Here is a 14,207-nt window from a genome sequence, read left to right as displayed (position 1 = left end):
CCCGTTGCCGTCGGTGTTTTGCGACGGTTTGAGCAGATGCCGCGGAAGGGGTCAAATGGAAATGGAGGCGTTTCGAACAGGGTATGCAGGATGTGCGCCCCGTCGGATTGCCATACCCCGCGATTTGCGCATAACCTGCAACGAGGTTGCGGCGCACAAGAACGTCGTCTTGCAGGGAGATTCGGGCATGAGAACCGTCGTCGTCACAGGCTCCACCTCGGGCATCGGCCTCGGTATTGCGAAAGCCTTCGCGGCCGAGGGGGCCAACGTCGTCATCAACGGCTTCGGGCCGGCCGATGCGATCGAGGCGGTGCGCGCGGAACTCGATGGCCTCGGCTCCGGCGCCGTTGTTTATCACGGCGCGGACATGACCAGGCCGGCCGAGATCGAGGACCTGATCGCCACGGCGGCGAGGAAGTTCGGCACGGTCGACGTGCTCGTCAACAATGCCGGCATCCAGCACGTGGCGAAGATCGAGGATTTTCCGCCGGAAAAATGGGACCAGCTGATCGCCATCCTGCTCTCCTCCGCCTTCCACACCATGCGGCACGCGATCCCTCTCATGAAGAAGACCGGCAAGGGCCGCATCATCAATGTGGCGTCGGCCCATGCGCTGGTCGCCTCCCCTTTCAAATCCGCCTATGTGGCGGCCAAACATGGTATTCTCGGCCTCACGAAGACGGCGGCCTTGGAACTTGCCGAATTCGGGATTACCGTGAATGCGATATGCCCCGGCTACGTGCTCACCCCGCTGGTCGAAAAGCAGATCCCCGACACCGCCCGCGAGCGCGGCATTTCGGAAGCCGAGGTGAAGAGCGAGGTGATGCTGAGGCTGCAGGCCACCAAGGAATTCGTCGCGATCGACGAGGTGGCGGCCGCCGCGCTCTATCTCGCGGGCGATGCCGCCAAGAGCATCACCGGCACGCATATCTCGATCGACGGCGGCTGGACCGCGCAGTAGGATCGGCGCCCGAACGCGGGAATTTAGGAATTTTAGCCGGAAACGGCGGACGAAGGAGAGAAATGAGCGAAGCCATCCGCTTCATCCTGAACGGAGAAGAGGTCACCCTGAAAGATTTCGGCCCCACCGAGACCCTTCTCGACTATCTGCGCCTGAAGCGGCGGCTGACGGGTACCAAGGAAGGCTGTGCCGAAGGCGATTGCGGCGCCTGCACGGTGCTGGTCGGCCGGCTGACGGAACACGGCCTGCGCTACGAAAGCGTCAATGCATGCATCCGCTTCCTGGGCTCGCTCCACGGCACCCACGTGGTAACGGTCGAGCATCTGGCCGGCCGCGACGGCGCGCTGCATCCGGTGCAGCAGGCGATGGTTGATTGCCACGGTTCGCAATGCGGTTTCTGCACGCCAGGCTTCGTGATGTCACTCTACGGCCTGTGGCTGTCGAACAGCGCACCGAGCCCCGCCGAGATCGAAAGCGCGCTGCAAGGCAATCTCTGTCGCTGCACGGGCTACGAGCCGATCGTCAAGGCGGCCGCGCAGGTGGCCGCCAACCGTCCGAGCTCGCTGTTCGACCCCCTGGAGCGCGACCGCATCCAGATCATGGCGAAACTTTGGGCGATCCATTCCGGCAACGACACGATCGTCGTGGAGAAGGCCGAAGCGAATGGCGTCGTCCGGTCGATCGTGCCGGCGTCCGTCGCTGCCTTCGCCGACCTTCTGGCCGAAGAGCCGGATGCGACGATCGTCGCCGGCGCAACCGACGTGGGACTCTGGGTCACCAAGCAGATGCGGCTGCTCAATCCGGTGATCTTCATCAATCACTTGACCGAATTGCAGTCGATCGAGGCCACCGAAGCCGGCATTACGATCGGCGCCGGCGTCAGCTATACCCAGGCGCTGGGGGCGCTGGCGAAGGAAATTCCAGCCCTGGGGCGCCTCATTGACCGGATCGGCGGCCAGCAGGTGCGCAACATGGGCACGATCGGCGGCAATATCGCCAACGGCTCGCCGATCGGCGACACGCCGCCGCCGCTGATCGCGCTCGGCGCCGAACTGACGCTGCGCACCCATGCCGGCCGGCGGACGATCCCGCTTGAAGACTATTTCATCGCCTACGGCAGGCAGGACCGGCTGGCGGGCGAATTCGTCGAGAGGGTTTTCGTGCCGCGCCCGCCGGAAGGCAGCCATTTCGGCGTCTACAAGATCTCCAAGCGGCGCGACGAGGATATTTCGGCGCTCTGCGGCGCCTTCAACCTGGCGCTCGACGCCGAAGGCCGGGTCGAAAAGATCCGCATCGCCTTCGGCGGCATGGCCGGCACGCCGAAACGCGCCAAACGCGTCGAGGAGGCGCTTCTCGGCCAGGCGTGGAGCTGGGGTGTGGTCTCCGCGGTGCGCGACCTCTTCGACGAGGACTACCAGCCGCTCACCGATTGGCGCGCGACGGCCGAATATCGCGCCCTGGCGGCCAGGAACCTTTTGACCCGCTTCTTCCTGGAAACCGCCGGCCAGAGCCACGAGTTGCGGCGGTTCGAAGTGGAGGAGGCGTGATGATGGACATGGGCACCTCCTCCATCTCCGTCATTCCTGTGCTTGTCACAGGAATCCAGCGCGCCCAAGTCCTTGGGCGCAGAAGACTCATTGCATTTAAAAGACTTATTCACGGCGCGGACGCGCCGTGGCTGGATTCCTGTGACAAGCACAGGAATGACGGCGGAGATTGGAGCGCTGCCTCCATCCTTAACAACGGATGGCTCAACTACGGATGGAGAGCCTGACCATGGATAAATCCACCTTCGAGACCAAGCCCGTCATCAACGGCCGCATGCATGCGTCCCTGAAACATGATTCGGCGCATAAGCATGTCACCGGAACCGCCGAATATATCGACGATATTCCCGAACCTGCGGGCACGCTGCATGGCGGCCTTGGTCTTTCCGACCGCGCCCATGCCGAGATCGTCTCGATCGACCTTTCCGCGGTGAAAGCAGCTCCCGGCGTCGTCTGCGTCTTGACGGCGGAGGACATACCCGGCTTCAACGACGTCGCCTCGACCGGCCAGCACGACGAGCCGCTGCTCGCCACCAGAGAGGTGCAGTTCCACGGCCAGATCATTTTCGCCGTGATCGCCGAGACCCGCGACCAGGCGCGCCGCGCGGCAAAGCTCGCGAAGATCGAATATAACGACCTTCCCCACTGGACCGACATCGACGGCGCCCGGGAAAACGGCGCGCCGAATGTCGTCGAGCCGATGGTGCTGAAGCGCGGCGAGCCGGAAACCGAGATCGAAAATGCGCCGCTGCGCGTCAAAGGCCATATGTATATCGGCGGCCAGGAGCATTTTTATCTGGAAAGCCACATCGCCTTCGCCATTCCCGGCGAGGACGACGAGGTGACCGTGTGGTCCTCCACCCAGCACCCGAGCGAGGTGCAGCACATGGTGGCGCATGTGCTCGGCGTCGCCAACAATGCGGTGACGGTGATGACGCGCCGCATGGGCGGTGGTTTCGGCGGCAAGGAGACCCAGGGCAACCAGTTTGCGGCACTTGCGGCGGTCGCCGCCAAGAAGCTGAAGCGTGCCGTCAAATTCCGCCCCGACCGCGACGAGGACATGTCGGTTACCGGCAAACGGCACGACTTCCGCGTCGACTACGACGTCGCCTTCGACGAGGAAGGCCGGATCCATGCCGTGGATGCGACCTATGCGGCGCGCTGCGGCTTTTCCGCCGATCTTTCCGGCCCGGTCACCGACCGTGCTCTCTTCCACGCGGATTCCAGCTATTTCTATCCGCATGTGCACCTCGTCTCCCAGCCGCTCAAGACCCATACGGTCTCCAACACCGCCTTCCGCGGTTTCGGCGGGCCTCAAGGCATGGTCGGCGGCGAGCGGATGATTGAGGAGATCGCCTATGCGGTCGGTAAGGACCCGCTCGATATCCGCAAGCTGAACTTCTACGGCCAGCCGGGTTCGGGACGGACGACGACGCCTTATCACCAGGAGGTCGAGGACAATGTCGTCGCCCGCATCGTCGAGGAGCTGGAAGCGTCGTGCGACTACCAGTCCCGGCGCCGGGCGATCCTCGAATTCAACGCCAATAGCCCGGTGATCCGCAAGGGCATCGCGCTGACGCCGGTGAAATTCGGCATCTCCTTCACCATGACCGCCTATAACCAGGCGGGCGCGCTGGTGCATATCTACAATGACGGTTCGATCCACCTGAACCATGGCGGCACCGAAATGGGCCAGGGCCTTTACGTGAAGGTGGCGCAGGTCGTGGCCGACACGTTCCAGGTCGATATCGACCGGGTGAAGATCACCGCGACCACCACCGGCAAGGTGCCGAACACGTCTGCGACGGCCGCCTCCTCCGGTTCGGACCTGAACGGCATGGCGGCCTATGACGCGGCCCGCCAGATCAAGGAACGGCTGATCGACTTCGCCTGCCGGCAATGGCAGGTGAACCGCTCTCAGGTCGAGTTCCTGCCCAATCGGCTGAGGATCGGCGGCGAGATCGTGCCGTTCGACACGTTCATCCGTGCCGCCTATTACGACCGCGTGCAGCTTTCCGCCGCCGGTTTCTACAAGACGCCGAAGATCCACTGGGACCGCAAGGCGGGCCGCGGCCGGCCCTTCTATTATTTCGCCTACGGGGCCGCGGCTTCCGAAGTCTCGATCGACACGCTGACCGGCGAATACATGGTGGACCGCACCGACATCCTGCACGACGTCGGCAAGTCGCTGAACCCGGCGATCGACATCGGCCAGGTAGAAGGCGCCTTCGTGCAGGGCATGGGCTGGCTGACCACGGAGGAGCTTTGGTGGGACGCCAGCGGACGGCTCCGCACCCACGCCCCCTCCACCTACAAGATCCCGCTCGCCTCAGACCGGCCGAAAATCTTCAACGTCAAGCTCGCCGAATGGGCGGAAAACGCCGAACCGACCATCGGCCGCTCCAAGGCCGTCGGCGAACCGCCCTTCATGCTGGCGATCTCGGTGCTGGAGGCGATCTCCATGGCGGTGGCGAGTGTCGCGGACTATGCGGTCTGCCCGAGATTGGATGCGCCTGCGACGCCCGAGCGGGTGCTGATGGCGGTGGAGCGGTTGAAGGCAAGGGGATAAGCGTGCTGATCCGCCCCGAGCGCCCAGGCGAGGAAGACGCGATCCACGAGCTGACGCAGACCGCGTTCGCCCCCATGCCCTATAGCGCGGACACGGAAGGTCCGATCATTCAGGCTTTGCGGAGGTCCGGCGATCTCGCTCTCTCATTGGTTGCCGAGGACGATGGCGTCATCATCGGGCATATCGCCTTCTCGCCGGTCACTGTCGAGGGCACGCTTGGCGGATGGTTCGGCCTCGGCCCGATCTCCGTCCAACCGGAAAGACAGAGGCAAGGCATCGGCAAGGCGCTGATCCGCGACGGGCTGGAAAGGCTAAAGGCACAGGGCGCCAAAGGGTGCGCGCTGATCGGCAACCCGGATGTCTACCGCAGCTCGGGGTTCGAAAACGATGGGCAGCTCTCCTATGACGGGGTGGATAGCCGCTATGTCCAATGGGTATCGTTCAGCGGTGCGGCACCGCGCGGTGTCCTGAAATTTTCGTCGGCTTTCGACGTCAAGGCCTGAACCTCACGGTATCCCGTCCTGATGCGGCAGCGGCACGTCCGCCACCTTGGTCCGCTGCCAGGGAAACAGCCCGAGCACCATCGTGCAGCCGAGGATGATCACCGCCGCACCGATAAACTGCACCGGCGACAAAGGCTCCTTCAGAATGACCGCTCCGACCAGGACGGCCACCACCGTCACCACGAATTCGACGCTGATCGCCCTGGTGGCGCCGATCGAGCCGACCAGCGTGAAATAGAGCAAGTAGGTGGTGGCGCTCATCACGCAGCCGGCGATCAGGAGGTAGAGGATGTCGATCGTGCCGGGCACGCCCGGCACCGGCACGACGAGGAGGAAGGGCATGGCGATCAGCCCACCGAACAGGAAGGAGCCGGTCGTCACCTCCCACGAGCCGGCTTGCTTGAGCCGATGGCTTGCATAATTGCTGCCGAAGGCTGCGAAAAAACAGGCGGCGAGCGCGGCAGCGCAGCCAAGAATGAATTCGCTCGTCACGGGCACCGCCGGAAAACCGACCAGAAGCATGATCCCGACGACCCCGAGCGCCAGCCCGAAAAGACCGCTCGGCCGGATGCGCTCCAGCCCCCAGACATGGCTGATGACCATCGAAAAGAGCGGAATGGAGGCGACGATGATCGCGGCCATCGCCGTGCCGATCAGCGGCGTCGCATAGGAAAGCCCGAGCAGCTGGCCCGCGACCGTCGTGGCGCCAACCACGAAGAAGGGTCGCCAGCCGGCGCTGAAATCGAGCCGCCGCCGGATAGTCTTCGCGATGAGGAAGAGCGTCGCGCTGGCGACGAAGGCGCGGATGGAGACGGCCGCCACCCAGCCGAAGGCCGCGACGACCTTGAGCACGACGAGAAAGGACAATCCCCAGGCGGTGGCGAGGAAGACGTAGATGGCGAGATCGCGAGGCTTCATGAAGGTCTTCTATTCGGGAGGCACGCGGCTTGGACGCCGGAGCCCGACATATCCTTTGCTCCCCCAGGTCCTTTGCTCCCCAGGCCAACAGGCCGGGATCTACCGGCCGGCCGGCGCGAAATCAAGCAGCCGGGCCAACAATGCGCAGGCCTTGCACGAAAATCGGTTTGGTGCGCAATGTGACGGCATGCGCAATCATTCGCCTGTTTCAGACCCCAGTCCGCCCTGCGGCCGTCGCCGCCTTTGTGCAAGCAGGCAGGTTTGGCCGGCGCACCTCGGGCCGCCCCCCCTTTTGCCAGAAGGCCGGAGGGGGGCTTTCCGGAATGAAAAGGGTCGTGCATGGCGCTAGCCCTTCCCCTCGCCGCCTTCATAGCCGCCCATCCGTCGCGATCCGTCCTCGTCGAGATCACGCAGGCGAAGGGTTCCACGCCGCGGGAGGAAGGAACCTTCATGCTGGTGGCGGAAGACGCGATCTGGGGTACGATCGGCGGCGGGCAGTTCGAATATATGGCGATCGACAATGCCCGCGCGATGCTCGCCGGCGGCGGCGAGGTGGTGATGGATATCCCGCTCGGCCCGGAAATCGGCCAATGCTGCGGCGGCCGGACACGGCTTGCCTTCACGCCGATGACGCCGGCGATCGCCGAAAGGCTGGAGCGGAAGCTGCGAAACGAGGAAGAGGAGCGCCCGGCGGTCTATCTTTTCGGTTCCGGCCATGTGGGACAGGCGCTCGCAAGGGCGCTGTCGCCGCTTCCTTTCGCCGTGACGGTGATCGAGACGCGCGCGGAAGCGCTGGAGGACCTGCCGCAGGATGCGGCGAAACACCTGACGGCGATGCCGGAGGCGTTCGTGAAAAAAATTCCGCCGGGCGGGGCGGCCATCATCCTCACCCATGATCACGCGCTGGATTTCCTGATCGCCAGGGAAGCGCTGGCCCGCACCGACCTCGCCTATGTCGGGATGATCGGTTCGCTGACGAAGCGCGCCACATTCTCGAACTGGCTGCAACGCGAGGGTGGCGACGCCGCGATGCTGTCGCGGCTCATCCTGCCGATCGGCGGCGATTCGGTGAAGGACAAGCGCCCGGCGGTGATCGCCGCGCTCGTTGCGGCTGAACTTCTGCATACTTATGCCGTCCGTCAGGAGCAGCCGTCAAATCGGCAGATCCCGAGCGCCTGACCGCCGCCTGCTGTTCCAGAAAGCCTCCGCCCGGTTCGCGGGCAGTTCCTCGCCAAGGCCCACATCGCCGTGCAGATCTTCCGGCAGGCTTGGCGCATGCAAGGTATTGAGCCTGAGAAGGCCGCGGAAGAACTGGCCGAAACGGCGCCGGACGGCCTCCGTCGGCGAAGGTTTCAGAGACATGACTTGCGTATTTGCGGCCGGCATGAATTGCCCCACATCGATAAACAGGGTTTGCTTTGGATGAGCTGATGAATGCGCCCGATTGCCGGGGAATTCCAATTCAAATACAGTGGACCACGATAAAGAGAGCTTATCGATGAAACTGTCCCGCCGTTTCCCCCTGAATGCGCTCCGGGTGTTCGAGACGGTCGCGCGCCTCGAAAATTCACCCGCGCGGCCGAAGAACTCGGCATGACGCAAACGGCGGTGAGCTACCAGATCAAGCTCCTGGAGGACTATCTCGGCGACGCGGTCTTCATTCGCAGGCCACGCGCGTTGCAGCTCACCGAAACCGGCGAACAGTTGGTCCCGAAGGTGACGGAGGCCTTTTCGCTTCTGTCGGAAGCCGTACAGACGGCGCGCCACAGGGTGGAGGAGACGCTGGAAATCCACTCGCCGCCCTCATTTGCCTCGCAATGGCTGTCGCCGCACCTCCATATTTTCAAGGCCCTGTACCCGCAGATCGAAGTCCGCCTGCTGCGCCAGTTGGATAACAACGCTCACCAGCACAGCTCGAGCGATATCACGATCTGCATCAGTCCCGAGCCTTCTGACGACATGGTCAGCCATCCTCTTTTCCGGCTCGATTATGCGCCGATGCTATCGCCGCGACTGGCGGAAAGCATAGGGGGCATACAGGAGCCTTCCGATCTCCTGAAACTGCCCTGGATTACCGACACGCGCGACTGGTGGCACGAATGGTTCGAGGCCGTTCACGTCGATCAGCGACAGGTCAGGCACGCCAGCCTCAACGCGCTCGGTGCGCTCGACCTCGAAGCGAAAGCCGCGATGTCAGGCCATGGTGTGGCGATGCTGAGCCCGTTCCTCTTCCGCGACGACCTAGCGTCCGGACGCCTCGTGCAGCCCTTCGATCTCTGCGTCGGCGACGGCAAGACCTATTGGCTGTGTTATCCGCAGGCACGGAGAAATGCCGCCAAGATCAAAGCCTTCGCAGGCTGGATTGAAGCGGCGCTTGCGCATGATCTTGCCATGCGGCCGGATCTTCCGGCACAGCCGGCGTAAGGAAGGAACGGCCGAATTATAAGCGGGCAAGGCTATCGGCACGTCACAAATTCCGCTGCGAATAGATCATCCGCGCAGCCCGGAAGGCGCCCTCGTCCGGCCGGCCGCGGCGATCGCGGCCGTCCTTCAGGCCAAGATCGCGCTGCCAGCTTTCCGGCATCTCCTCAAGATCGATACTGTTTTGATGTATGGACCGCTTGCGGCGCAGCATCTCTGTCAGCCCGAAACGCGGCACGAACTTCTCGAAAGACAGGTTGAGTATGGAAAACATGCTTGACCTCCAACGGGATATCCCGCTTTCATTGGATCGTTGTGGAGGTAATGTGCGCCCTTGGGAGATGGTTTTCCAATCGAATAACCGTCTCCATGGATCAAGAGAACTCATCCATGAAAATGTCGAAACAGTTTCCGCTCAATGCATTGCGCGTGTTCGAATCCGCCGCGCGGCAATTGAGCTTCACCAAGGCGGGACAGGAATTGGGGCTGACCCAGACCGCCGTCAGCTATCAGATCAAGCTTCTGGAAGACACACTGAAGGAGCAGCTTTTCCTGCGCCGGCCGCGCCAGATCTCGCTCACCGAAGCGGGCGAACGGCTGGCGCCGAGAATCACGGAAGCCTTCGCGATCATGGACGACGCCGTTGCCAGTCTGAGCAATGCCGCGGAAGGCACCCTGATCATCCATTCGACGGCGACCTTCGCCTCACGATGGCTGGCGCGCCATCTCGGCACGTTCCAGCTCAAAAATCCGGGCATCGCAGTTCGGCTGGAGACATCGCAGGAGATGATCGACTTTTCACGCACGCCTGCGGACGTCGCGATCCGCAGCGGCAAGGACGAATGGCCGGGCCTGCGCAGGCATTTTCTGATGCGCAACCATTTCACGCCGATGCTGAGCCCCGAACTCGCGGCCACGATCGGCGGGGTAAAGACGCCGGAGGATATCCTAAAACTCAGGATCATCGATCCAGGCGATCCATGGTGGCCGTTCTGGTTTGCCGCGGCCGGCCTGCCGGACGTTGACCTCACGGGCCGGCCGGTGAGCAGGTATGGCGCGCAGGCCTTCGAGGCCTCCGCCGCGATCGCCAGCCAGGGCGTGGCGATCCTGCAGCCTGAATTTTATGCAGACGACGTCGCCCTCGGGCGACTGATCCAGCCGTTCGACATTCTGGGCTATGACGGCAGCGACTATTGGCTCGCCTATCCCGAAGCCCGCAGGAACTCGAAGAAAATCCGCGCCTTTCGCGATTTCCTCCTGAAGACCATGCCGGCCCCGGAATGACAGTCGGTTTTCTATCCGCCGCATTATTGGACGGAAAACCGCCTGCTCGAACGACTGCAGCCGATGCCTAGTAGCTCATGTCCGGTGCGTAGAAGCAACGCAGCGTATCCTCGGTCGGATAGAGGCAGAGGTGATATTCCTCGTCCTTGGAACGACGCGCCTGGCTCTGCTGCATCGTGAAGTGATGCGGCCTCGTGATCAGCCGGTGATCACCCGGCCCGAGCGAGATTTCGTAACCGTCCTTGGTGATCTTGACGTTCTTGGTCGAGATCATCTGGCAATCGCCGGTATGGTTGTCGCCGTTGCAGCAGAAGCCGTCATACTTCCATGTGACACCGCTCGGGCTGTGCGCTTCGTGCGCATTTGCCGAACCCGCAAAGACGCAGGACGCATACGCAACCACAACACCTGTCAGAATACCACGCATGAGCTTAGTCTCCGTTGATGAATGCCATCCAACGGCGAGCGTGCCACGCAAAACCCCGGCACCTCGCCGGTTGACTTGCAATTGTCACGATACGTGAGTCGCCTTAGCCGGCTAACCCCGATTTATTGCGATGCACAAATGAGTACATTCGACAATTGTCAATCATGAGGATTGCGCGAGGATGAACTCGGAGCAAATGTTCCCGGTTCCATTGCGGGAACGATTTAGCTGTGGACGAAGCGCCCTTCCCACGGACACGTTTTTCTCGCAGAGTGTCGAGTCGGGGGGCAAAAGGGGAAACGAAGGGGATCTGAATGTATGAATATGCCGTCGCCTGGGAGTGGCTGAGCTTTGCGGCCCGCTGGTTCCATGTGATCACAGGAATCGCCTGGATCGGCTCATCCTTCTATTTCATCGCGCTCGATCTCGGGCTGGTGAAGCGTCCGCATCTGCCGGCCGGCGCCTATGGTGAGGAATGGCAAGTGCATGGCGGCGGCTTCTACCACATCCAGAAATACCTGGTGGCGCCGGCTCAGATGCCCGAACATCTGACCTGGTTCAAATACGAAAGCTATTTCACCTGGCTTTCCGGCTTCCTGATGCTCTGTATCGTCTATTACGGCGGTGCCGATCTCTTCCTGATCGACAGCTCGGTGATGGACCTTACGCCCTGGCAGGCGATTTTCATCTCGCTCGCGTCGCTCGGCATCGGCTGGCTCTTCTACGACCAGCTCTGCAAGTCGCCGGTCGGCAGGAACACCTGGGGGCTCATGGCAGTGCTTTATTTGGCTCTGGTCGCAATCGCCTGGGGCTACACGCAGGTCTTCACCGGCCGCGCCGCCTTCCTGCATCTCGGCGCCTTCACCGCGACGATCATGTCCGCCAATGTCTTCTTCATCATCATTCCCAACCAGAAGATCGTCGTCGCCGACCTGATCGCCGGCCGCACGCCGGACCCGAAATACGGCGCCATCGCCAAGCAGCGGTCGCTCCACAACAACTACCTGACGTTGCCCGTCATCTTCTTCATGCTGTCGAACCATTATCCGCTGGCCTTTGCGACCCATTTCAACTGGGTGATCGCGGCCCTCGTTTTCCTGATGGGCGTGACGATCAGGCACTGGTTCAACACGACGCATGCGAGAAAGGGCAAACCCACCTGGACATGGCTCGTCACCGTGCTGCTCTTCATCGTCATCATGTGGCTCTCGACCGTGCCGAAGGTGCTGACCGGCGAAACGGAAACCTCGATGTCTCCGATGAGCCGGAAATTCGCCTCCAACGCCCATTTCGGCGCGGCACGGGACGTGGTGCAGGCCCGCTGCTCCATGTGCCATGCGGCGGAGCCGGTCTGGGACGGCATCCGTTTCACCCCGAAATCCGTGAAGCTGGAGACGGATGCCGAGATCGCCGCACACGCGCGTGAAATCTACATCCAGGCCGGCCGCAGCCATGCCATGCCGCCCGGCAATGTCACCGCCATTTCACCGGAGGAGCGCAAGCTTCTGGTGGCCTGGTACGAAAGCACGATTTCGCAATGACCGAAAACCCGATCCCCCATAAACTGATCAGGGGCCGCCTGCTCTCCTTCAGGCGCGCGCCGCTCTCCCTCGCCGACACCGAAAGCTACGCCTACGAAGGCGATGGCGCGCTGCTCGTCGCGGGCGGCAGGATCGCCGCTGCCGGCGGCTATGCGGCGATGAAGGCCAGGGCGCCGGCGGGCGTGGAGGAGATCGATCATCGCCCGCATCTCATCCTGCCGGGTTTCATCGACATGCATATGCACTTTCCGCAGATGCAGGTGATCGCCTCCTATGCCGCCGATCTTCTGGAATGGCTGAACACATATACCTTCCCGGAGGAATGCCGGTTCGTCGAAAGCGAGCATGCGGCACGCATCGCCACGCATTTCTACGATGAACTTCTGCGCCACGGCACCACGACGGCGGTCGCCTATTGCTCGGTGCACAAGACCTCGGCCGACGCCTATTTCGCCGAGGCCACAAGACGCGGCATGCTGATGGTCGGCGGCAAGGTGATGATGGACCGCAACGCCCCGCAGGGCCTGCTCGACACGCCGGAAATGGGTTACGACGAGACGCGCCAGGTCATTGCCGACTGGCACGGCAAGGCGCGCTGCCATGTGGCCATCACGCCGCGTTTCGCGATCACCTCGACGCCAGCCCAGATGAAGGCCGCCCAGGCGCTGGCGGAGGAATTTCCCGACCTCTTCATCCAGACGCATCTTTCCGAGAATCACGAGGAAATCCGCTACACCTGCGAGCTTTATCCGGAAGCGACCGACTATACGGACATCTACGCCCGCTACGGTCTTTTGGGCAAAAAGACCCTCTTCGGCCACGCGATCCACCTTTCCGAGCGCGAAGCCGACGCCCTTTCGGAAGCGGGCGCGGTGGCGGTCCACTGCCCGACCTCCAATCTCTTTCTCGGCTCAGGCCTTTTTCCGATGAAGGCCCTGATGCGGCGGGAAAAGCCGGTCCGCGTCGCCGTCGCGACCGACATCGGCGGTGGATCGAGCTATTCGATGCTGCGCACCCTGGATGAGGCCTACAAGATCCAGCAGCTGCTCGGCGAGCGGCTGAACCCGCTCGAAAGCTTTTACCTGATGACGAGGGGCAATGCCGAGGCCTTGTCGATGACGGATGCGATCGGCACCCTGGATGCCGGCACGGATGCGGACCTCGTCGTGCTCAACGCAGCCCCGACGCCGGCCATGAAACTCAGGATGGAGACCGTGAGGACGCTGCCCGAAGAACTGTTCCTCCTGCAGACCATGGGCGACGACCGTGCGGTCGTGGAGACCTACGTGGCGGGCAAGGCGATGAAGGGTAGACTGCCCGCGTCGATTACGGACGCATCATCGCGCTCCGCAAGCGCGGAATGAAGCTGGACCGCGCCGGTGGATCGCCGCCGCCCTGCCGGGGCAAAGTGATGGAACCTGCTTCCGGCGGGAAGTTGCAAGCACATCGGCTCACGGGAGGAATTCTCCGTGCATGTATTTTTCGAAGTACTGGCTGCGCTTCTTGCTGCGATTTCCCTGAGCTTCGCTCTCGCCCATGCCGCCGAATTGCCTGGCAAGATGCGGCTCGACAAGGAGCGCTATTTCACGGTTCAGACGATCTATTATCCCGGGTTCACGATCGGCGGAATTTCTGAGCTGGCGAGCATCGTCGCGGTCCTCGTTCTGCTGCTGGCGACGCCCTATGGATCGACGGAATTCTGGTTGGTTGCCGGCGCCGTGCTCGCCTTGGCCGTCATGCAGGCGATCTTCTGGCTGATCACCCAGCCGGTCAACAAATTCTGGCTGAAGGATACCGACATTTCGAATGCGGCGGAGCATTTTTTCAGGACCGGCGCAACCGAGACGGATCCGGCATCCGGCTGGACGGTTCTCCGCGACCGGTGGGAGCGCTCGCATGTCTTGCGCTGCATCGCCGCCATTCTGGCTCTGGTCCTGCTGCTGGTCGCCGTCGCTCGTTGAAAGCCGGCATGACCGGAACGGCTTGACCTCTTCCCGAACCCTGTCCCTGGAACAAATCCGGCCTTCGTTAAAATC

General features: G+C 62.6%; 14 protein-coding genes. 10 read left to right on the top strand and 4 right to left on the bottom strand.

The window, feature by feature from the left end; all coding sequences use genetic code 11:
• Positions 1-187: 187 nt before the first annotated feature.
• The 4 genes from DMO26_RS18075 to DMO26_RS18060 all read left to right on the top strand — a co-directional run bounded on the left by DMO26_RS18075 (position 188) and on the right by DMO26_RS18060 (position 5,580).
• A complete protein-coding gene (locus tag DMO26_RS18075; RefSeq protein WP_117193547.1) occupies positions 188-961 on the top strand; it encodes a 3-hydroxybutyrate dehydrogenase in 774 nt (257 codons plus the stop codon).
• 62 nt (positions 962-1,023) lie between these two features.
• Complete coding sequence (xdhA, locus tag DMO26_RS18070) at positions 1,024-2,508, top strand: xanthine dehydrogenase small subunit (RefSeq protein ID WP_117193546.1); 1,485 nt, start codon at positions 1,024-1,026, stop codon at positions 2,506-2,508.
• Between the two features lie 229 nt (positions 2,509-2,737).
• Positions 2,738-5,077 carry a xanthine dehydrogenase molybdopterin binding subunit gene (gene xdhB / locus DMO26_RS18065; protein ID WP_117193545.1) on the top strand — a complete coding sequence of 780 codons (2,340 nt, stop codon included), beginning with the start codon at positions 2,738-2,740 and terminating at the stop codon, positions 5,075-5,077.
• Positions 5,078-5,079: 2 nt separating this feature from the next.
• Positions 5,080-5,580, top strand: coding sequence for a GNAT family N-acetyltransferase (locus DMO26_RS18060; protein WP_117193544.1), 501 nt, complete (start codon positions 5,080-5,082; stop codon positions 5,578-5,580).
• 3 nt (positions 5,581-5,583) lie between these two features.
• On the opposite strand, the gene DMO26_RS18055 is transcribed toward DMO26_RS18060, so the two are convergent.
• Complete coding sequence (locus tag DMO26_RS18055) at positions 5,584-6,498, bottom strand: DMT family transporter (protein WP_117193543.1); 915 nt, start codon at positions 6,496-6,498, stop codon at positions 5,584-5,586.
• A 339-nt stretch (positions 6,499-6,837) separates the two neighbouring features.
• On the opposite strand from DMO26_RS18055, the gene xdhC reads away from it, so the two are divergent.
• Positions 6,838-7,677, top strand: a complete 840-nt coding sequence (xdhC, locus tag DMO26_RS18050) for a xanthine dehydrogenase accessory protein XdhC (RefSeq protein ID WP_117193542.1) — start codon at positions 6,838-6,840, stop codon at positions 7,675-7,677.
• Here xdhC and DMO26_RS34965 read toward each other — a convergent pair.
• Positions 7,651-8,100: a hypothetical protein gene (locus DMO26_RS34965; protein WP_162894948.1), complete on the bottom strand. Its 450-nt coding sequence runs from the start codon at positions 8,098-8,100 to the stop codon at positions 7,651-7,653. The genes xdhC and DMO26_RS34965 overlap by 27 nt on opposite strands.
• Between DMO26_RS34965 and DMO26_RS18040 the strand changes: the two genes are divergently transcribed.
• Positions 8,092-8,922 carry a LysR substrate-binding domain-containing protein gene (locus DMO26_RS18040; protein WP_319025405.1) on the top strand — a complete coding sequence of 277 codons (831 nt, stop codon included), beginning with the start codon at positions 8,092-8,094 and terminating at the stop codon, positions 8,920-8,922. The two genes, DMO26_RS34965 and DMO26_RS18040, sit on opposite strands and share 9 nt — an antisense overlap.
• Before the next feature lie 43 nt (positions 8,923-8,965).
• Here the strand turns inward: DMO26_RS18040 and DMO26_RS18035 are convergent, their stop codons facing one another.
• Positions 8,966-9,193, bottom strand: coding sequence for a hypothetical protein (locus tag DMO26_RS18035; protein ID WP_117193540.1), 228 nt, complete (start codon positions 9,191-9,193; stop codon positions 8,966-8,968).
• Between the two features lie 116 nt (positions 9,194-9,309).
• On the opposite strand from DMO26_RS18035, the gene DMO26_RS18030 reads away from it, so the two are divergent.
• The gene (locus DMO26_RS18030) at positions 9,310-10,203 is read left to right on the top strand and encodes a LysR substrate-binding domain-containing protein (RefSeq protein WP_117193539.1); all 894 of its coding nucleotides are present in this window, start codon (positions 9,310-9,312) and stop codon (positions 10,201-10,203) included.
• Between the two features lie 67 nt (positions 10,204-10,270).
• Here the strand turns inward: DMO26_RS18030 and DMO26_RS18025 are convergent, their stop codons facing one another.
• Complete coding sequence (locus DMO26_RS18025) at positions 10,271-10,630, bottom strand: hypothetical protein (protein ID WP_117193538.1); 360 nt, start codon at positions 10,628-10,630, stop codon at positions 10,271-10,273.
• 314 nt (positions 10,631-10,944) lie between these two features.
• On the opposite strand from DMO26_RS18025, the gene puuD reads away from it, so the two are divergent.
• The 3 genes from puuD to DMO26_RS18010 all read left to right on the top strand — a co-directional run bounded on the left by puuD (position 10,945) and on the right by DMO26_RS18010 (position 14,132).
• Positions 10,945-12,171 (top strand): urate hydroxylase PuuD, encoded by a 1,227-nt coding sequence (puuD, locus tag DMO26_RS18020; RefSeq protein ID WP_117193537.1) that lies wholly within the window; start codon positions 10,945-10,947, stop codon positions 12,169-12,171.
• Positions 12,168-13,535, top strand: a complete 1,368-nt coding sequence (gene guaD / locus DMO26_RS18015; protein WP_404947063.1) for a guanine deaminase — start codon at positions 12,168-12,170, stop codon at positions 13,533-13,535. The genes puuD and guaD overlap by 4 nt, the downstream gene beginning before the upstream one ends.
• Positions 13,536-13,640: 105 nt before the next feature.
• Positions 13,641-14,132: an anthrone oxygenase family protein gene (locus DMO26_RS18010; protein WP_226951339.1), complete on the top strand. Its 492-nt coding sequence runs from the start codon at positions 13,641-13,643 to the stop codon at positions 14,130-14,132.
• Positions 14,133-14,207 lie beyond the last annotated feature (75 nt).

The organism is Rhizobium terrae, assembly GCF_003425685.1.
Classification (GTDB): Bacteria; Pseudomonadota; Alphaproteobacteria; order Rhizobiales; family Rhizobiaceae; genus Neorhizobium; species Neorhizobium terrae.
Note: the sequence above shows the minus strand (reverse complement) of the source record. Positions and strands in the feature narration are given on the sequence as shown.

What these genes read in the sequence shown, in the direction of transcription:
- DMO26_RS18035 (WP_117193540.1), bottom strand. Translation starts at nt 9,193, where the DNA reads ATGTTTTCCATACTCAACCTGTCTTTCGAGAAGTTCGTGCCGCGTTTC.
- DMO26_RS18025 (WP_117193538.1), bottom strand. Translation starts at nt 10,630, where the DNA reads ATGCGTGGTATTCTGACAGGTGTTGTGGTTGCGTATGCGTCCTGCGTC.
- DMO26_RS18075 (WP_117193547.1), top strand. Translation starts at nt 188, where the DNA reads ATGAGAACCGTCGTCGTCACAGGCTCCACCTCGGGCATCGGCCTCGGT.
- puuD (WP_117193537.1), top strand. Translation starts at nt 10,945, where the DNA reads ATGTATGAATATGCCGTCGCCTGGGAGTGGCTGAGCTTTGCGGCCCGC.
- DMO26_RS18055 (WP_117193543.1), bottom strand. Translation starts at nt 6,498, where the DNA reads ATGAAGCCTCGCGATCTCGCCATCTACGTCTTCCTCGCCACCGCCTGG.
- DMO26_RS18030 (WP_117193539.1), top strand. Translation starts at nt 9,310, where the DNA reads ATGAAAATGTCGAAACAGTTTCCGCTCAATGCATTGCGCGTGTTCGAA.
- xdhA (WP_117193546.1), top strand. Translation starts at nt 1,024, where the DNA reads ATGAGCGAAGCCATCCGCTTCATCCTGAACGGAGAAGAGGTCACCCTG.
- guaD (WP_404947063.1), top strand. Translation starts at nt 12,168, where the DNA reads ATGACCGAAAACCCGATCCCCCATAAACTGATCAGGGGCCGCCTGCTC.
- xdhC (WP_117193542.1), top strand. Translation starts at nt 6,838, where the DNA reads ATGGCGCTAGCCCTTCCCCTCGCCGCCTTCATAGCCGCCCATCCGTCG.
- DMO26_RS18040 (WP_319025405.1), top strand. Translation starts at nt 8,092, where the DNA reads ATGACGCAAACGGCGGTGAGCTACCAGATCAAGCTCCTGGAGGACTAT.
- xdhB (WP_117193545.1), top strand. Translation starts at nt 2,738, where the DNA reads ATGGATAAATCCACCTTCGAGACCAAGCCCGTCATCAACGGCCGCATG.